Annotated in this window: 13 protein-coding genes and 1 tRNA gene; 9 read left to right on the top strand and 5 right to left on the bottom strand. The window is 58.6% G+C overall.

Annotated features, from left to right (window positions below):
- Nucleotides 1-308 precede the first annotated feature (308 nt).
- The gene (locus OQH67_RS10575; RefSeq protein ID WP_215720091.1) at nucleotides 309-6,914 is read left to right on the top strand and encodes an autotransporter domain-containing protein; all 6,606 of its coding nucleotides are present in this window, start codon (nucleotides 309-311) and stop codon (nucleotides 6,912-6,914) included.
- Nucleotides 6,915-7,240: 326 nt separating this feature from the next.
- Here OQH67_RS10575 and OQH67_RS10570 read toward each other — a convergent pair.
- Nucleotides 7,241-7,315: transfer RNA gene (locus OQH67_RS10570), tRNA-Gly, on the bottom strand.
- Nucleotides 7,316-7,504: 189 nt separating this feature from the next.
- Between OQH67_RS10570 and OQH67_RS10565 the strand changes: the two genes are divergently transcribed.
- From OQH67_RS10565 to OQH67_RS10555, 3 genes are read left to right on the top strand one after another with little or no spacing between them, the layout of a single operon-like run.
- Nucleotides 7,505-7,633 carry a hypothetical protein gene (locus tag OQH67_RS10565; RefSeq protein WP_257226992.1) on the top strand — a complete coding sequence of 43 codons (129 nt, stop codon included), beginning with the start codon at nucleotides 7,505-7,507 and terminating at the stop codon, nucleotides 7,631-7,633.
- Between the two features lie 9 nt (nucleotides 7,634-7,642).
- Entirely contained in the window at nucleotides 7,643-8,383 is a 741-nt protein-coding gene (locus tag OQH67_RS10560; RefSeq protein ID WP_215437819.1) for a S1C family serine protease, read from the top strand.
- Nucleotides 8,384-8,402: 19 nt separating this feature from the next.
- Entirely contained in the window at nucleotides 8,403-9,428 is a 1,026-nt protein-coding gene (locus tag OQH67_RS10555) for a S1C family serine protease (protein WP_215437817.1), read from the top strand.
- 202 nt (nucleotides 9,429-9,630) lie between these two features.
- Here OQH67_RS10555 and OQH67_RS10550 read toward each other — a convergent pair whose 3' ends face one another.
- The 4 genes from OQH67_RS10550 to OQH67_RS10535 are packed head-to-tail and all read right to left on the bottom strand — an operon-like array spanning nucleotide 9,631 to nucleotide 14,078.
- Entirely contained in the window at nucleotides 9,631-10,476 is an 846-nt protein-coding gene (locus tag OQH67_RS10550) for a hypothetical protein (RefSeq protein ID WP_067572203.1), read from the bottom strand.
- Between the two features lie 40 nt (nucleotides 10,477-10,516).
- Nucleotides 10,517-12,037, bottom strand: a complete 1,521-nt coding sequence (locus tag OQH67_RS10545; protein WP_215437814.1) for an SUMF1/EgtB/PvdO family nonheme iron enzyme — start codon at nucleotides 12,035-12,037, stop codon at nucleotides 10,517-10,519.
- Nucleotides 12,038-12,051: 14 nt separating this feature from the next.
- On the bottom strand, nucleotides 12,052-13,266 hold the full coding sequence (locus OQH67_RS10540) for a tetratricopeptide repeat protein (RefSeq protein WP_215437811.1): 1,215 nt from the start codon (nucleotides 13,264-13,266) through the stop codon (nucleotides 12,052-12,054).
- On the bottom strand, nucleotides 13,263-14,078 hold the full coding sequence (locus OQH67_RS10535; RefSeq protein WP_215459034.1) for a hypothetical protein: 816 nt from the start codon (nucleotides 14,076-14,078) through the stop codon (nucleotides 13,263-13,265). The genes OQH67_RS10540 and OQH67_RS10535 overlap by 4 nt, the downstream gene beginning before the upstream one ends.
- A gap of 345 nt (nucleotides 14,079-14,423) precedes the next feature.
- On the opposite strand from OQH67_RS10535, the gene OQH67_RS10530 reads away from it, so the two are divergent.
- Genes OQH67_RS10530 through OQH67_RS10510 form a run of 5 tightly spaced genes read left to right on the top strand, consistent with a single transcriptional unit; the run spans nucleotide 14,424 to nucleotide 18,203 of the window.
- Nucleotides 14,424-15,041, top strand: coding sequence for a hypothetical protein (locus OQH67_RS10530; RefSeq protein ID WP_215437805.1), 618 nt, complete (start codon nucleotides 14,424-14,426; stop codon nucleotides 15,039-15,041).
- Nucleotides 15,038-15,370 carry a hypothetical protein gene (locus OQH67_RS10525; protein ID WP_067572192.1) on the top strand — a complete coding sequence of 111 codons (333 nt, stop codon included), beginning with the start codon at nucleotides 15,038-15,040 and terminating at the stop codon, nucleotides 15,368-15,370. The genes OQH67_RS10530 and OQH67_RS10525 overlap by 4 nt, the downstream gene beginning before the upstream one ends.
- Nucleotides 15,371-15,413: 43 nt before the next feature.
- On the top strand, nucleotides 15,414-15,707 hold the full coding sequence (gene gatC, locus OQH67_RS10520) for an Asp-tRNA(Asn)/Glu-tRNA(Gln) amidotransferase subunit GatC (protein WP_067572190.1): 294 nt from the start codon (nucleotides 15,414-15,416) through the stop codon (nucleotides 15,705-15,707).
- A gap of 43 nt (nucleotides 15,708-15,750) precedes the next feature.
- Nucleotides 15,751-17,163 (top strand): Asp-tRNA(Asn)/Glu-tRNA(Gln) amidotransferase subunit GatA, encoded by a 1,413-nt coding sequence (gene gatA / locus OQH67_RS10515; RefSeq protein WP_215437803.1) that lies wholly within the window; start codon nucleotides 15,751-15,753, stop codon nucleotides 17,161-17,163.
- Nucleotides 17,164-17,219: 56 nt separating this feature from the next.
- Nucleotides 17,220-18,203, top strand: a complete 984-nt coding sequence (locus OQH67_RS10510; RefSeq protein ID WP_130084694.1) for an AAA family ATPase — start codon at nucleotides 17,220-17,222, stop codon at nucleotides 18,201-18,203.

The following is an 18,203-nucleotide window of genomic DNA, read 5'->3' as shown; positions in this document are numbered from 1 at the left end:
ATTGAAAACAAAACGCTTTTTTCTTCGTAGAAACCAGGCATCCCGGGCAGGCGGCAGGCTTCCATCCCCCGGCAGGAAAATGTTGGATTGATTCAAACAACTTCTTCTCATTCAAAGTACAATATTGTCTCTAAATAATAAGTCCCGTATCCACTTAACATCAATAATTAGGTTGACACCTGCTTTCTATTTTTATAGTCTTTTATTACAAAAGACCAGATCTACCTCTAGTCTTTTATTACCAGCTATATATAAAAATAATTAAACGCAATACACCAACATTTTCTGTCATGAAATTGCACTTACCTATGACGCTTTTGGCAGCTCTCCTCGCATGTCTTTCCACCCCCCATGCCGCCACCGCCGCCGAACTGACCTGGACAGGGGCGGAAGGCAATAACGTGTGGACTCTGAACGGCACCCCGGACAGTTCCCCCTGGAACGGGAACGCCGTTTACACGGATGAGGATACCGTCATATTCGGAACCCTGGAGGGACAGACACTTGTTGAAGCCCTCATTTCCAGCACGGTAACGCCTGCGGGACTTACTTTTAACTCCGACACCACCAGCTACACGCTGAAAGGGACCGGAGCCATGGCAGGAGGCGGAACCCTCAGCAAATCCGGGACTTCCACCCTGCGCCTTGAAACATCCAACACCAACTTCTCCGGCACCATCAATCTGGATGGAGGCGTTCTGGAGCTGGGCGCCGATGGCGTGCTGGGAACGGGAAAAATCGTCTGGGGAGGAGGTACGGTCAAATACGGAGAAGGCGTCACCACAGACATATCCAACAACATGAACGCTGTAACGGCTGGCAAGGATACCATTCGGATTGACACCAATGGAAACAACGTGGTGTGGTCCGCATATACGCGCAGTAAATTTGCCTACGTCAAAACCGGTGACGGAGCCCTGACGCTCAAACCAACTTCAGCGAACACTTTTGAGAAGGATTTAACCATTGAGCAGGGAACCTTGGCATTTGACAGCACCAACGGCGCAATTACATTCACCGCGAACATCAAAGGCAACGGCGGCCAGCTTGAAAAAATGGGCGCGAATGCGCTGATCATCAATACCAGCTCTGCCCTGGCGGACTACCAGGGTGTCGTGAAGGTTTCTTCAGGAACCCTCCAACTGGGGAGCGCCAATGGAAGCAAGCTGGAATTCACCGGGGCCGATATCGTGGTGGGAGACGCCACCCTGAAGCTGAACGGCAACGGCAACAATCTCCATTCCGTCTCCAACAACATTGATCTGCTCAACGGTGCGGAAATCTATATCGGGAACTCCTCCGGTCCGACCGAGGGTTCCTACCAGTACACGCTCTCCGGCAATATCCGGATCGGACAATCCGCCACGGACGTCGTAGATATCACTACCCAATATGCAAAAACAATCGGACTGACAGGGACACTGAGCGGTGAAGGCACACTTCAATATCTTTCCGTAAACAATGGGACCGATGACCTGGCAAATAGGAAATTATTTATCACCGGAGAAAACACGGACTTTACCGGTACGGTGAACGTAGGCTCTCCTGATGGGACCGGAGACGCTCCCGTAAAGAAAAGAGCCCTGGTCCTGGCCCATCAGAACGCGTTGGTCAACGCCACAGTCAACCTGTTCAATGAAGACGGCTACCTGCAGATCAACAATGCGGATAAAACCGGCAACATAGCCGGATTGAACGGAAAAGGCATTATTGCGGGGGAAAGTTCCGGAGTAGCGGCCGATTCTCCCGATACGCTGAACCTCGTCCAGAAAGATGGTCTGAACACCTTCACCGGGACGATTGCCGATACGGTCAGCCTGGTCAGGTCCGGCGCCGGAACCTTCATCTTCGCGGGAACGAACAACGGCCGGATCACCTCTTCGGAAGGAACGCTGCAGCTCGGCAACGCCGCCGGGGATTATACCGCGGGCAATGTCAACATTGCGGGCGGTTCCCTGAACATTGGCGGCTCCGGCACCCTTTCCCATGTAAGTGTCTCTTCACCGGCCTTCGGTACGGGAGTGAACATCTTCATGGACATCATGGGGGCGGAAAACGACCAGCTCACCTATACGGGAGCTGGAGCAGTGGAAGTAGGCGGCCTTTCCTTCAACATTGACCTTGCCTCCTCCACGGAAGACGCCTACACGCTGTTCACCGCCACTACGGGAACTTTCACCAGCAATGGTGAGCTCCATTTCCTCGGCCTGAACCGCGGGGCCGCCGCCACCATTTCACTGTCGGACGACGGAAAATCCGTTGTCCTGAATGTGACGGAGAAGGGTGAACACGGAAATCTGGTCTGGAATGGCGGCGGAGAGGGTATCTGGATAACGGAAGGAACCGCTGAAAATTCCCCCTGGGATATCACCGGCAACGGCGACAACAAATTCTACACGGGAGACCATGTCACATTTGACGGAACTGCGGCTGCGGACAAACGCTCCGTCGCCATTTCCGGAAACGTCAGCCCCGGCTCCATCACGGTCACTGCGGACGGCTACGTATTCGGCGGCAGCGGTTCCATCACGGGCGGCGGCAAGCTGACGATGGACGCGGAGGACGGTACCCTGACGATCAACACGGCGAACGCCTACACCGGAGGAACGGAACTGCTCAAAGGCAACATAGCCGTCAACCATGCACAGGCTTTCGGCTCGGGAAGCGTTGCCATGGCCACAGGAACAGGCCTCACGCTGGGCAACGGCATTACCCTTGCCAACAGCATTTCCATGACGGGAGACGGCATCTTTACCATTTCCGGAGACAAAACGGCCACATTGAACGGCCTTCTGTCCGATACGGCGGAAAACTCCGCAGGAAAACTTGTCAAGTCCGGCGATGGAACGCTCGTCCTTGGAAATGCTTCCAATACCTACACGGGGGGAACGCAAATCACGGGCGGCACCCTGTCATTTGACTACGCAACCAGAACCGCACTGGGAACCGGAGGCATAGAGGTGGGCCAGGACAGCACCCTGCTCTATGCCGTCAATGCCAGCGGCGGGAAAACCACTTCCCTTTTCTCCAACAACGTCACAGGTACGGGAACAATTATCCTCGACAATACGGGGCAGGATGAGACCAAAATCAACAATGCCGTTTTTGCAGGATTCGAAGGAGAACTCGTCTTGCGTGGAAACCTGAGATTCCATGGTGAAACCGGAGACAGCCTGGCATCCATCCAGGCAATTACGGTGGAATCCGGCACGCACCTTTACATGGATAACGAAAGCTCGGCTGGCACCCCGTGGAACCAGAATTTCACGATCGCCGGAACGGGTACGGGCACGGGAAATGACAAGGCGGGAGCTCTGCGCATGGACAACACCACCATTTCCGGAAATCTCACCCTGAGCGCCGACGCCAGCATCATTGTCTATATTGCCGGAACTTCCACCATCTCCGGCAACCTGATCGGCGGGGACCACGTACTCACATTCAACCCCAATAACAATGCCGACCGGAAACTGGTCCTTTCCGGAGCCAGCGTAGCCGCGGGCGGAATCGGAAGCACACGGGCCGGCACGCTCATTCTGGGCGGCGGTACAGGAGAAGACAGCCAAAATACCGTAGCGGAACTTGGCGCCGGAGGGCTGAACTTGAACGCCAATACGGTTCTGGAGCTCAACAATGTCACCATCCGGGCCACAGAACAATGGGCGCAGAGCGTGGGTTCAAATACCGTTACTCTGGCGGACGGTACCACGAACACCATTGACACCAACAAAACGGACATCACCTTCACAGGAAATGTGGGAGGCGAAGGCTCCCTGGTCAAGGATGGAGACGGTACGCTTCCCATCGGTGCAGGCAGCAATTACACCGGAGAAACAACCGTCAGCGGGGGCACCCTGAACATGAACGGAGCGGCTCTGGCCGGAAACATCTCCCTGGGCTACGGCTCCCTGGCAAACGCGCAGAACGCCACGGGGAACATCTCTATCCGGCAGGACACGCCCGACAGGGAACCCTCTTCCGTTTCCCTGGGCGGCATGTCCGGCAGTAAGCTCAACTCCTACCAAGGATCAGCCAGCCGCACGGAAGACAAGGCCGCCAGCGTCACAAACATTGGCAGTGGGAACATTTCCCTGTCCAATTCCACTCTGGGCATCTCCTCGGACATGGTGGGAGACGGCAGCGGCGCGGTATTTTCCTTCTCCACTGCCGCAGACGGCAGCGTTACCCTATCCGGAAATCTGCTGCTCCAATTAACGGACAGTGCTGCGGAGTATCTTTTGAAAGATCCGAATAATTCTCCCCTCATCAACATCACCAACGGTACATTGACCCTGGGAGGCGGAACCACGATAAGCTTTGATACTCCCTATAATATCTACGGCTCCTTCTTCGATTCCAGCGTCACCTCCAACGGAGGCTCCCTGGTATTGCAACCCAAGGAGGGAGGTTCCGACTGGCTGATTCAGAAAGAAAATGATCCTCCCCTGACTTTTAACGATACGAACAAGACAATAATGGAGTCCATGGGGGGCATCCACAACAATGGAATTATCAATATCGATATAACCGGAACGGAGGAAATGCAGCTCAAAAATCTGGAAGGAGCCTCGTCCTCCGCCCAGATCAATACGGGCGGCAATGAGGGGCTGACCCTTATCTTGGTCAACGCCGGAGATATCACCCATTCCACCTACCAAGGCTCCATTGAAGGAGACGCGGCCATCCGCAAAGAAGGGGCCGAATATGCCATGAGCATCGGCGGCAATGTGCGGACAAGCAGCCTGGATGTAGTGGAAAGCACGCTATCCATCGGCGGAAAGCTGACAACAGCGCAGGCCACGGTTATGGAAGACGGCGAGCTGGTTCTGAACGGAACGGGCAGCAGCATTGATGCACTGAATATAACAAGTGGCAGACTCACTCTTGGTAAAAACGCCACCGCTTTCGTGGACAGCCTGATGGCATACTCTTCCTCGCCCCAGAAAGGAATGATAAACCTGGGCAGCGGCTCGGAACTGACCATCCTTTCCACCACCGCCCTGAGTATGGCCGTTACGGGAAGCGGAACCTTCACCGTGAGCGGCGCCGGAAACACCTTCTCCCTGACGCAGGACGGCTCCATCAGCAATGACACCACGCTGGCTCTCCGGGACGGCGCGTCCACTACGGTGGACGGCGTGCTCAGTCTGGGCGCCCTGGCAGGGGACGGCACCGTTGATCTCGACGGGGGAATGCTTGAGCTGCACAACGCTTCCGCCGTCTTCTCCGGTATCTTCCGGAATACAGGTACCATTCAGATGAACGGAACGGGTTCCCAGACACTGGTCGGTCCCGGCTCTGCGGACGTCAACCTCGGCATCACTCAGGGAACGCTGGTTCTCCGGGGCAACGGCGTGACTTACGGCCATGTAGTCGTCGGAAACGTCGGTACGCTCAGCCTGGTTTCCGACAACGGGGTGCCCCATTTGCATACCACCAAAGACTTCTTCATGGGTGACGGCTCCACGCTGGACATTCACATGAATGTTACTTCCTCCTCCGAGCTGGGAGCAGCCGTATCCTCCGCGGGCACCGTCCATGTGGGAGACGCTTCCATCAATCTTTACAACGACGCGTCTTCCTCCTTCAATGCGGAAAACCGTACACTGGACTTCGTCCTGATGGAAGGGAACGGCGGAACGACCGCCACGCTGGGAAGCGGCCACAAGCTCACGGCCGGCTTCCTGTCCCTGCTCTACAATCTGCGTCTGGAAGCCCAGGGCAGCAACATCGTCCTCCTGGGCGACGAACGTACGGACAGTCCCTATCTTGCCGCTTCCACCACGCACAACTCCCTCGCGGGAGGCGCCCTGCTGAACGAAAGCAAATGGATCATTGCGGGAGACCAGACCTCCAACCTCTACCTGATTTCCGACTCCATTGCGAGAGACATGGAAAACGGGAATATGGCCTCAGCCACCCGCAAACTGGCCGCCGTGGCCGGCTCCACAGTCAACGCGCTGGGCACTGCCCAGCGCGACGCCCTGCGCGAACAAATGGGATGGATACGCAACCGCACCAACCAAATGGGCGTCAACCCCGCCTACATCAACGAAGACCTTCCCTACTTCCACATGTGGATGGAAGGCACGGGCTCCTACGCCCAGCTGGACACTAAAGGTGATGAAAGCGGCTACAAGCTCACCACCTGGGGAGGCACCTTCGGGGTGGACGTGGACCTCAGCGACTCCTTCACGATGGGGGCGGCCTTCACGGCCAACTACGGCGACCTGACGGCCAGCGCGGCGGACACGGCCGATGGCCACCTGGACAGCTACTACGCCAACCTCTTCGGGCGCTACCAGAGCAAGAGATGGGCCCACACGCTCATCCTGACGGGCGGGTGGAACGACGCCAAACTCAACCGGACGGTGGACTACGGAGCGGGCAGCTACAGAACGGAAGGCAGCACCAACGGCTGGGGCCTTGGAGCGATGTATGAACTCACCTACGACATCTACCTCAACGAAGACAGGAGCAGCATCCTGCAGCCCCTGTTCAACGCCTCGGTGGTGACCACGCGCATGGACGGCTACCGTGAAACGGGAGCGGGCAACGCGGGTCTGAGCGTGGACAAGCAGGAATGGACGACGGGCACGCTTGCCCTGGGCGGCCGGTGGATGGGTCTTGTAGGCAGCAACCTCTTCGGAAGGGAAGCGCTGGCGGAACTGCGTGTCAACGCGGCCCAGGACCTGGGAGACGACCGTGGAGAAACGGCAGTGGGCTTCCTGGCCAACCCCGGCTACACGCAGCAAGTGCGTGGAGCGAAAGTAGGGAGGACGGCGTTGCAGATAGGAGCGGGTCTGAGCGTGCCGGTAGGGACGCAGGGGACGATCTTTGTGAACGGCAACGCGGACATCCGAGACGGAGCCAGCTCCCTGAACGGAAGCATAGGCTACCGCTACGACTTCTAAAGAAGGTTAAGGTGCCGGAGGAGCGGCGGAAACGCCGCTTCTGCTGCAAAACCACAGGGCCGCCCGGGATGAACCGGGGCGGCCTTGTTGTTGGGCGGGAATGGACACAATGGACTTAATGGACGGGTAGCGTTTCCCCTTTTCCATTGTGTCCATTAAGTCCCTTAGGTCCATTCCGTCCATCTCCCTATTCCTCCCATAAAGCCTTTCTCACCTGCACTTTACAGCCGCCTCCTTTTCCACCCTCTTAAAAACAAACTCCCATCCCCCTTCGCCCTTCTGCGCAACAAAAAAGTCTGCCGCCAGGACAGACTCACAGTAAAAAATGGAGCGGATGATGGGATTCGAACCCACGACATCAACCTTGGCAAGGTTGCGCTCTACCCCTGAGCTACATCCGCTTTGGATGGATAGTGACGCAGACCGCGTCGCTGAACGGTTTATACGCCAATACCGGCAAAAAGCAACCTTTATTTTCCTGTTTTCCAACTGCGCCTCTCTCCGTTCCGAATGTTCTGTCATGAGAAAGTGTGCCTTATCAATGAATTTCTCTCGTCAGACGATGCGGCAAATTCTATGTTAGAGAAAATATGAAAGAGTTGTTCATCACCTTCATCACGCTGGCGGGACTGGCCATTGGAATTACCTGTTACGACTCCATCATGGGGACCGGACAGGCGGATGGCCGGAAGCAGGAAATTCCCGCTTCTGAACAATAATCCGGTATCATGAAAAAGACCTTGCGAAGATTCTGCCTTTCCACCGTGTTATGCGGAACGGCCCTGCTGGCTGCCATGCAGCAGGGTGCGGCCCAGTCTGAATCTGCATCATCCAGAATCCTGCGTACCACGCCCCAATCCGTGGAAGATTTGCAGAGAATTGAGCACCAGCTTCAGGCCGTGCTCCCCAAAGTGCTCCCTGCGCTGGTGTGCATTCAGGTAAACAACAGCAGCGGAACCGGCATTCTGGTTTCCGAAAAGGGACTGATTTTCTCCGCCGCCCACGTAGTCGGCAAAAAAGATACCGTCCTCAAAATCATCTTGCCGGACGGTACCCGCATACCGGGAAAAACCACGGCGGAGAACAGTGATTCGGATGCGGGCATTGCAAAAATCTCCACCAGGCTGAACAAAAACCTTCCTATTGTGGAGAAGGCTGAAAACCAGCCGCAGGTGGGCGACTGGGTCTTTTCCCTGGGCCACGGCGGCGGACTGGACCGGGAACGCGGCCCCATGGTGCGCCTGGGACGGATCGTTTCCCTGAAAAACGACGTCATCCAGACGGACTGCAAACTCATCCGAGGCGATTCCGGAGGCCCCCTTTTCAACCTGAACGGGGAATTGATCGGTATTCACAGCCGGGTCGGTTCCGGGCTGGAAGACAACCTGCACGTTCCCATGAAAGAATTTGACGCCCTGACGGCTCCTCCGGAGGAAGTCAAGGAAGCGTCTCCCGACCGGAACGGTTAATTCTATTCATTTCCCTGCCATGAAATTTCTCTCTTATGCATGTTTGTTTCCTCTGGCGGCGCTATGGACACCCTGCGCCTCGGCTGAAGGAGGTAATGGCAGCCTGGACTTTGAACAGCGCATCAACGGCAAAGTCGTTCTGAAAACCATTGAGCCCGTCCGGGCACGGTTGCAGGATTTGAGCGCCGTCTTTTTTGCCAGGCACGACGTAGTGGCCTACGGCGTGATCCTGACTCCGGACGGCTACATCGCGACGAAGGCGTCCGAATTCGAATCCCACAAAGGACTGCTCATCCGCATAGGTTCCTCCAAGTATGAAAGCTTCCAGGTAGTCGGCACGGACCCGGCCACGGACATTGCTCTGGTCAAGGTGGATGCGGCCGGCCTTCCCGCGCCAGGCCCCGTGAGCAGCGATGTCCCCCTTGGAACGCTCGTAGTCAGCAACGGATCCACCACCAGAATTTCCCGACGCCCCCAATTGGGCACCATCAGCGCCGCCCGGCGCCCCATCCCGAACAAGGATACGGTTTATCTGGGCGTGGTATTTGGAGAATCCTGCTCTTTTCAGGAAGTGGTCAAGGACGGGCCGGCCTTCCAGGCGGGCGCCCTGGCCGGAGACAGGATTGTAGCCCTGGACGGAACCCCCGTCTCCACGCTGGAAGACATTTCCCCCATTTTATCGAAAAAAGCCATCGGAGAAAAACTCAAGCTGCGCGTCAGGCGCGAGGACAGGGAAATTTCCTACACCGTCACGCTGGGTTCCCGTCGCAAGGCGCTGGGGGACCAGGTTCCGGAAACGTCCAACGACGAAATCAGCGGCGGGTTCAACAAACGGCGCGACGATTTTCCGATGGTTCTCCAGCACGACACTCCCTCCCGGTTTACGCTGATGGGAGGACCGCTCCTCAACCTCAAGGGGGAATTGATCGGCATGAATATCGCCAGAGTGAACCGGGCGGAAAATTACGCCCTGCCGATCGATGTGGTGCAGGAGAGCGTGCAACGCATTCTGAAAAACGCCCGGGAACCTAGGCCGGAGAAATAAAGGAATGATTTTCCCCTGTTGATTTCCTCTTTTCCCTTTCTTTCCTACAGGCAGGAAAGAAGGAAGTCATCCTGCCCCGGCGGCGCAATCCAGCATTTGCGGCATGTCCGCCCAGCGGGCCGCTCCCGGAATGCACACGGATCAGCGGCGTCCGCGGACGTTCCCCCTTCCCCTCCGGAATCCACAGCCCGGGTATTTTCCGTTACATCCCCGGCACCACGGATGCGTCCGGAACAGCCTTGGGCTGCACCGTAGGATCATAATGCTCGGCGCCCGTCACACGGACACTGCCGTCCGGCAGGAACACCATGCTGGGCATACCCACAACTTTCTTGAAATACTGGAGTTTTTCCATCATCCCCCGGTAATTGATGCGTGCATAGGCGCAGAGTGTGGGGGTGGTGGGGAAAAAGACGTGCACATTGGCCTTCCCGTCTATCAGGCACTGCGGACGGGTGGTGCCCAGCCAGCTCCCCACGCATACGGCATTATACGCCACACCCGTCTCCGGATCCCTGGTCTGGATGTACAGCTTCTGGATGCCCCGCTCCGGAATGGTGCATACGGAGAATTTGCACTTTTTGACACTTCCCGGAATGCTGACCGTCTGGGACCACATGGGCGTGCCCGTACGGATGGAAAACAGAGCCTTTTGGGAGGCGAACATGTCCTTTTCATTGGGCATCTTCACCACGGCCTGCACATGGTAATTCCCCTCCCTGGACAAATTGTAGAAGTGCCGGAGGTCAATCTTGCGGGAGACGCTCATGCCGGCAGGCACGTTGAGCGGAGGAAAGACGGCAAAGCGGGACTGCGGAAGCATGGCTCCCCCGGTGGTGTGCTCCACGTGAATGTCCAGCCAGGAGGAATACTCGCGGCTTTTCAGTTCAACGGGCGTGCCGGAATTGTTGGTCACCGTCAGCCTCATGTAATTGGCCTCCCCGGTGAGGAAGGTCTTCTTTTCCGGAACGATTTTGACCGCTATCTGGGCCAGGGCGCCGGAAGCCCCCAGCAGGGCCAGCATCATGAATGTGAGAACATGTTTCATCGTGATTGAAGTGTATAAGTGTTTGTCTGTTGAAAATGTATCACCGTACGGGCCGCACGATTCTGAATCCCAGGTTGTCCCGGCATTCGTCGCGCGAACGCAGGTATTCCACCTTGTCCGTAATGCCCGGGTACCTCCAGTCTCCGCCGCAGGCGACTGGGCCCGGGGGTTCCTTCACGCGCGCGGGGTCCTTTTCCACGGAAGAGGTCCATTCCATCACGCCGGAGGCCATGCCGCATATGCCGGTCTTCAGATCATAATCATTGCTGTACCTGTCAATGACCAGGGTTTTATCCCCCTTTTCGCCCGTTTCCATCAGGGCCCCCAGAGCCATCCATTCCTGGCGGGAAGGCAGGCGGTAGCGCGGTTCCCCGGGCTCCACGGGTTTCCAGGCCGCATAGGCCCAGGCATCCCAGAAAGTGACGTTGACGACGGGGGAACGGGGAGTGATCCTTCTTCCCTTCCATTTGCCGCCCGGAGTGCTGGCGGCCTTCCACATGGCTTCCCAGTCACTGGGGACATGGGTGGCATTCTGCTTGTCCGGCTGATCCGGATGGGAATACTTTTCCTTCAGCTCCGGGGTCAGCCGGGACCACTGGTCCAGGAACAACCGGTAGGATTCCATCGTGATCTCATGGGCTCCCACGATGAGGTCCCCCGTACCGGGAATAGTGACGGGAACTTCCGTATGGTCGCTGGCGGAAAAATCCGGATAATGTTTCGGAGCCGGAGGCGGTCCTGACGGGGCCGTTTCTGCGGCCGGACCAGAGAAAAGAAGGAGGGCCGTGCCCGCACCGGCGGCCAGAACTCCCATTCCGGCCCAGATCATCCACATACGGAATTTTCTGGCCGGTTCCGCCGGGACGGTATAGCGGTGGGTGGTTGCGCGGGGAGAAAGCCCCAATTGCTCCCGGACAGCGGCTATCAGCTCCATGACCTGTTCCCACTGTATCCGGTTGCCGTTCTGCCCGTCGCGCATCCAGCCCAGCAGGGTGGCCATGCGCGTGGCGCCGGGAACGTCCGGCGTCACCAAGGGGAGAAGATACTCTCCCAGCTTTTTCATCTGTTCGCAGGACTGCTCCTCATGAAAATTCCCGGGCATGGCCGTGTTCATCACCCGCACGCAGGACTTGTCATCCACAAAGATATGGCGCGGCTCCATCAGGTTGAACGCCGTCTGCAAACGCTCGTACTTGCCGCAAATGGTCCCTGCCGTTTCAATCACTTTCAGCATATCCTTGACGGACAGGGTTTCCCGGCGGTCCAGCATGGCCTGGAGGGAAAAGCCTCCCAGCTGCTCGCTGGTAACGAACCAGTAGCCCTGGACCTGGGAAGCCTCGTACACCGTCCCCAGCACCGGTACGTTGATGGCGGCGCGCGTACGGGCCTTCATGATGAAATCCTCCACCGTCACTCCTTCCGGATTGTCCGGCACCAGCAATTCCATGAATACGGAACGGTCCATGCCCTGCTGGATGGCCTGGTAAAGAATGCCCCCCCGCGTGCGGCCGACAAGGGCCACCAGCGTGTAGTCGCCGAAGTTGTGGGGAAGATCGAACATGGAGCAGTCGGGTATCAGGGAGGCAGGAGGGAGTCGTAGGAATCGGAGACCGGGGCGGCATCCACAGGGGGAAGCAGGCCACCGTCGTAAAGCTCGGGCATGCCGGAGGGGGCGCTCTGCTTCATTTGTTCCAGCAAGAATAACACAGGAGGGGAGGCCTGGCAATCCATCGGTTCGCCCTTGTAGTACAATTTGGCGGTATAACCGTAATACTTGAGGCTCCCGAAAGCGATCGTCTCCTCTTCCGTCAGGGGGGGCATGTAGTAGGTCATCTCCATGATTTCCTCCCCGTCCGCCCAGTCTACGGGTTCCGTCACCCACGCGTAGGGCAATTCCTGAGCACGCGTCTTTTCCACCTTTTTCCCGTTCACCTCGTCAAAAAACTGGATAATGATGCGCAGGTCTTCCGGCCTGACGTTCAATCCGTCCTTCATGAGGATGGGGACCGTCAGCTTCACGCGCTCCCCGCTCCTGCATTCCGGATCCCGGTATTCCAGAATAGTCCCGAAGGATATGTCGCCGCGCATGTCCGCGGCTCTGGAAAAGCCGGCCTGGAGATGCTTGGCCGCCCTGGAAAAATACTTTCCCGCCTTCTCACGCTGGGTGTACACTTTCAGGAAAAATTCCCGGGACTTGTCCGCATTCCGCAGCCATTCGTAGGTCAGGCCGTAATAATAAAGCACCACCGGGTTGTCGGGCTCCAGCCTCATGGCCTGTTCCAGCTTGAGCACCGCCACTTTCAGATCTCCCTCTATCTGGGCATATCTGGCGGCCTTGACGAGAGCCGCCACCTCCTCGGTCATGGCCGGCATCACGTCGTCCGGGTTCTCCGACGGCAGCGCAGGCTGGGAGGAAACCGCCTCAGCATTGCCCGCAGGAGAAGCGGAAACCGCAGAAGGAGTTTCCTCCGGGTCGGCCAGATCCGCTGCCCGGAGCATTTCCTCCACGGAACGCGGTCTTACCACAGAATTCGGAGGGTCGGAAATCGCGGCAGGACCTTCTTCGGCCGCGTCATCCCCGGTTCCGGCGGAGACCGGAGGAGGCGCAACGACAACCGGCTGCGGAACAGGAACCTGCACCACTTTTTCAACCACTACCGTCCTGCCGGACAGGCTGAAGGAAACGCCTACCATCAGCAGAAGCACAAAGGCCATTCCGCCCAATGTCCAGCAGGCCACGCCAAACGCCCGGTCACGCCCGTTTTTTGCCTGGGGGGAAATCTTACTCATACATCATGATCCGTATTGGCATCAGCGCTCTTCTTTGGCAAGGAAACTTCTGCCGCCTCCGGAGCTTCTTCATAATCAATCACCTCTCCCTGGTAGCGCGCCAGCAGGGCCTTCATGAAATCCTCCGCATTGTTGGGGGAATCCTCCTTGCGGAAGCCCCCGTAAGTCAGGCCGTCCAGCCTTACTCTCGCCTTACCGCACTCCGGCTTCAGCACCGCATGGGCCAGCCCCTTCATCTTCCACCTGCGCAGGTCCAGCCGGGCAATATCCTCCACCCGGAACTGCCTGCCGGCAGCGGTCACCCGGCCGTCTTCCAGGGCCATCTTCCTGCCGCGGGTTCTCACCAGCAGGAACAGGGCCGCCGCCGCCAGGGCCATGCAAATGCTGCCGGCCACCCATTGTTCAAAAATCTTGGAACCGTCGTACGGCTGCTCCACGGGCTTTAGCGGATACTGCCTTTCCGCGGAATAAGCCTGCCACGCGGCGCTCCATCCCTTGCCGGGCGCGGACATCAGGTCGTAATCCGCCAGCACGGCGGGCCAGGGGGTGCCTTTCCTGTCCACCCCGGCAGGAATTTCATAATCTTCAGGGAATTCCACCATGCGGGACTGGACGGTACGTTCCCATTCTCCGCTGCCGGCTCCGTTCAGGCGGCCTTCCCGGTCAAACAGGGCTCCGGCATCCACAAAAGTCTTGTGCATGAAGTACTCCAGATTCTTCCGCGGATAGCCGGAAACAGCATCATAATAGAAATACGCGCCGAACCCCAGGAACATCAGGGCCATGACCAGTGCCCGGCCGGTGAACCACATTGTCGGCTTACACTCTATCGTGTCAGACTGCATGTCTCTTACATACCAGCAATTCCATGTCCTTGACCATAAAAAAAGCATGCGGAGCGCACCTTTGGCGGAAAGCCGCCGGGAATGCCCCGCGGCAGGCCGTCCGCGCCCTGCCGCCACGGTCATCCGGGGGAAATGTTCCGGACGCCCCTAATGAGCCGCATCCCTGGGGAAAAATCTCTTTTTGCCGTCTTCTTGGCTTGATTTATTTTGTCAAAGTTAAATAATGGCACGCGCAAGGATTGCCCGTTCCCGCCAAGAGCCCGCAGGGCGGCAATTTTGGAAGACGGGCCGCCAGCACATTCTTTACCGCATATGAGACCTAGCAACGCCCAATACCGCCGCATGGACGCCGAACCCGGCTACACGCCCCATCCAGAGGACCAGGTGGATTCCGACATGGAACAGGCCCAGCTCAGGCTGGAACAATTGAGGCGGGAAAAAGAGGAAGTGGAAAACTCCCGGCGCCGCCTGGAGGAAATCCATATGCGCAAGGCCCGCTTCATGGACCAGCAGAATGAACTGGGCGACCGCATGGTGAACGCCGCGGATCTCATCAGCCGTGAAGTGGAAAGCCTGCGCCAGGAAAGCAACGAGCTGGAGCAGATCCACATGGCGCTGACCCGCAACCTGAAAATGCTCAGCACCGTGCGTCCCGACGAATGGCCCATTGAAAACACGGAAAACCTGATCAACCAGAGTCAGCAGGTCGTTGACCGCTGCGAGGAGGAATTTGCGGATGCCGTCCAGCAGTGCGCCCGCATGCATCACACCAAGGTGCTTACCGGCGTGCGCCGCTCCAGCAAGGTGCGCATCAGCGCCCGCGAATTCATGACCCAGTTCCTTCAGGGCCTTTCCTTCCATCTTCCCCTGCTCCTGATTGCCCTCATTATCCTCTTCTTCATCTGGATCTTCAGCCCCTCCGCATCATGATCAAAAGAAAAGCCAAGCGCCGTTCCTCCGAACTGGCAGAGCTGGACCGCGCCTCCCGTGAAATCGAGCTCCGCATTCAGGAACTGGAAGCCTCTCTCAAACGCCCCGCCCCGCAGACCCGCATGCGGCTGGACCGCAACACAATGCCTCCGCCCGACCGCATCCGGGAAGGCAACCAGAACCGCGCTCTGCGCGCCGTGGTGGCCCGCGACGGCCGCGCCACGAACATGCGCCGGGAACTGAGGGAAAACTTCATGCTCCTGGGGCTGCTCATCTGCGCCATCGCCGCCTCCTTCTGCTGGATCATCCGCCTGCTGGAACAGCAGTAAACCCGCCTCCCATGACTTCACCCGCACCACACGCTCTCCACCCATGAGTACGCCTCAAATCGACGTAGCCTACATTGCCCGGCTGGCGCAAATCGACCTGACGGAAGAGGAAACGGCCCTCTTTTCCCAGGATCTGGACAAAGTCCTCGCCTATATCACCAAGCTGGAATCCTATGACGTCGAGGGAGTCGCCCCGATGAACCATCCCCTGCCGGCCATGGACGTCATGCGGAAGGACGAGCCGCAGCCCGGACTTTCCCAGGAAGAGGCCCTTGCCAACGCCCCCCAGCAGTCCCAGGGCCAGTTCCGCACGCCCAAGGTGGTGGAATCCGCCTGATTCCTCCCTGTTTCACGCTTCAACCGTTTATTCTCTTCTTTCCATGTCAAGCATCCAAGGCACCCTGGCCGAATGGCGCGACCGCCTGCGCCGCAAGGAACTCACCCCTGCCGAACTCGTCAACCTGACGGCGGACGCCATTGAGGCGGACCGGACCACCAACGCCTATATCTCCTTTGACCGGGAGGCGGCCCTGCGGGCCGCGGCCGCGGCGGACGTAAGCAGTCCGCTGGCGGGCGTCCCCATTGCCGTCAAGGACAACATCAGCATTCTCGGCCAGCCGACGCGCTGCGCCTCCCGCCTGCTCTCCCCCTACACGGCCCCGTACGACGCCACCTCCGTCCGCCTTCTGAAAAAAGCCGGCGGCATTCCCCTGGGCCGCACGAACATGGATGAATTCGCCATGGGCGCCAGCGGGGAAAACTCCGCCTACGGCGTCACCCGCAACCCGAACGCTTCGGACCACATCCCCGGCGGCTCTTCCAGCGGCTCTGCTGCGGCGGTAGCGGCGCGAACGGCCATTGCCGCGCTGGGATCCGATACGGGCGGCTCCATCAGGCAGCCCGCCGGTCACTGCGGCATCGTAGGCCTCAAGCCCACCTACGGGCGCGTCTCCCGCTACGGTCTGGTGGCCTTTGCCTCCTCCCTGGACCAGATCGGCCCCATGGCTCAAACGGTGGAAGACGCCGCCATCCTGCTCCAGGCCATCTCCGGGCACGACCCCAAGGACTCCACCTCCGCAGACCAGCCCGTGCCGGACTTTGAAGCCGCGCTGGGAAAGGACATAAAGGGCTTGAAAGTGGGCATTCCCGCGGAATACTTCACTTCCGGCAACCATGCGGGCGTCTCGGAAGCCGTACGGAACACGGTCAGCCAGCTGGAAAGCCTGGGCGCGGAACTCGTGGAAATCCGCCTGCCCCATGCGGACGCCGTAGTAGCCGCGTACTACATCATCGCCTGTGCGGAAGCCTCCTCCAACCTCTCCCGCTTTGACGGCGTGCGCTACGGACAACGGGCGCAGGACGTCAATGGCCTCATGGAACTCTTCTCCAGAACGCGGGAGGAAGGATTCGGCCCGGAAGTCAAGCGCCGCATCATCCTGGGCACCTACGTACTCAGCTCCGGCTACTATGACGCCTACTACTCCCGTGCGCAGAAAGTCCGCTCTCTGGTCGCCAGGGACTTTGCGGAAGCCTTCAAAAAGGCGGACATCATCGTGGGCCCCACCTCTCCGGCCCCCGCTCCCAAAATCGGGGACTCCGCACTGGACCACCTCCAGACCTACCTGGCGGACATCTACACCATCCCAGCCAACCTGGCAGGGCTGCCCGCTATCTCCGTCCCTTGCGGTTCCGTAAAGGAAGGCGGCGCGGAACTCCCCATCGGCTTCCAGATGACGGCGCCCCACTTCCGGGAGGACCTCCTCCTGAAAACCGGATTCGCTCTTGGAAAATAACGGGAATTTTTCAACGCAATTCCCTGACAGACTGTCATACCCGCTATTAGAGAACCATGGACACCCAAGAATTCAACGAAATTATCGCCGCGAACTCATCGTGGATTTCTGCTCTCCGAACGGAGGTAGGCAAGGTGGTCATCGGCCAGCAGGCCCTGATTGACAGACTGATCCTGAGTCTTCTCTGCAAGGGGCACGTCCTGCTTGAAGGTGTTCCCGGCCTGGCCAAGACTCTCTCCGTAAAGGCACTCGCGGGCACGCTGCACGCGCAATTCGCCCGCATCCAGTTCACGCCGGACCTTCTGCCCGCCGACCTTCTGGGCACGATGATCTACAACCCGGAAGAACGACAGTTCACGGCCAAAAAAGGGCCTATCTTCGCCAACCTGATCCTGGCGGACGAAATCAACCGCGCCCCCGCCAAGGTGCAGTCCGCCCTGCTGGAAGCCATGCAGGAACGCCAGGTAACGCTGGGGGAAACAACCTACCGCCTGCCGGACCCCTTCCTCGTGCTTGCCACGCAGAACCCCATTGACCAGGAAGGCACCTATCAGCTCCCGGAAGCTCAGCTTGACCGCTTCCTCTTCAAGGTAGTGGTCACCTACCCCTCTCGTGAGGAGGAACTCCAGGTGCTGGACCTGATGGCCAGCTCCGCCAGGCCCCCGGAAACCTCCCCGGTCACCACGCCGGAACAGGTGGCCGCCTCCCGTGACCTGGTCAACCAGATTTACATTGACGACGCCGTGCGTGGCTACATCGTGGACCTGGTGCGCGCCACCCGCTTCCCGGAAACGGTGGACGTGAAACTGCGCGGCCTCATCCGCGCCGGCGCCTCCCCCCGCGCCACCATCAACCTGGCCCTGGCTTCCCGCGCCAACGCCTTCGTGCACCACCGCTCCTTCGTCACCCCGCAGGACATCAAGGACTTGGCCCATGACATCCTGCGCCACCGCATCCTGCTCTCTTATGAGGCGGAAGCGGAAAACATCTCCACGGACGACGTCATCGACCACATCCTGACGAAAGTCCCCGTACCGTGA

It is taken from the genome of Akkermansia biwaensis (assembly GCF_026072915.1).
Classification (GTDB): domain Bacteria; phylum Verrucomicrobiota; class Verrucomicrobiia; order Verrucomicrobiales; family Akkermansiaceae; genus Akkermansia; species Akkermansia biwaensis.
The sequence above is the reverse complement of the archived record's forward strand: the minus strand, read 5'-3'. Positions and strand labels throughout refer to the sequence as shown.

What these genes read in the sequence shown, in the direction of transcription:
- OQH67_RS10575 (WP_215720091.1), top strand. Translation starts at nt 309, where the DNA reads ATGACGCTTTTGGCAGCTCTCCTCGCATGTCTTTCCACCCCCCATGCC.
- OQH67_RS10525 (WP_067572192.1), top strand. Translation starts at nt 15,038, where the DNA reads ATGATCAAAAGAAAAGCCAAGCGCCGTTCCTCCGAACTGGCAGAGCTG.
- OQH67_RS10565 (WP_257226992.1), top strand. Translation starts at nt 7,505, where the DNA reads ATGAAAGAGTTGTTCATCACCTTCATCACGCTGGCGGGACTGGCCATT.
- OQH67_RS10545 (WP_215437814.1), bottom strand. Translation starts at nt 12,037, where the DNA reads ATGTTCGATCTTCCCCACAACTTCGGCGACTACACGCTGGTGGCCCTT.
- OQH67_RS10535 (WP_215459034.1), bottom strand. Translation starts at nt 14,078, where the DNA reads ATGTGGTTCACCGGCCGGGCACTGGTCATGGCCCTGATGTTCCTGGGG.
- OQH67_RS10540 (WP_215437811.1), bottom strand. Translation starts at nt 13,266, where the DNA reads ATGAGTAAGATTTCCCCCCAGGCAAAAAACGGGCGTGACCGGGCGTTT.
- OQH67_RS10510 (WP_130084694.1), top strand. Translation starts at nt 17,220, where the DNA reads ATGGACACCCAAGAATTCAACGAAATTATCGCCGCGAACTCATCGTGG.
- OQH67_RS10550 (WP_067572203.1), bottom strand. Translation starts at nt 10,476, where the DNA reads ATGAAACATGTTCTCACATTCATGATGCTGGCCCTGCTGGGGGCTTCC.
- OQH67_RS10530 (WP_215437805.1), top strand. Translation starts at nt 14,424, where the DNA reads ATGAGACCTAGCAACGCCCAATACCGCCGCATGGACGCCGAACCCGGC.
- gatA (WP_215437803.1), top strand. Translation starts at nt 15,751, where the DNA reads ATGTCAAGCATCCAAGGCACCCTGGCCGAATGGCGCGACCGCCTGCGC.
- OQH67_RS10560 (WP_215437819.1), top strand. Translation starts at nt 7,643, where the DNA reads ATGAAAAAGACCTTGCGAAGATTCTGCCTTTCCACCGTGTTATGCGGA.
- gatC (WP_067572190.1), top strand. Translation starts at nt 15,414, where the DNA reads ATGAGTACGCCTCAAATCGACGTAGCCTACATTGCCCGGCTGGCGCAA.
- OQH67_RS10555 (WP_215437817.1), top strand. Translation starts at nt 8,403, where the DNA reads ATGAAATTTCTCTCTTATGCATGTTTGTTTCCTCTGGCGGCGCTATGG.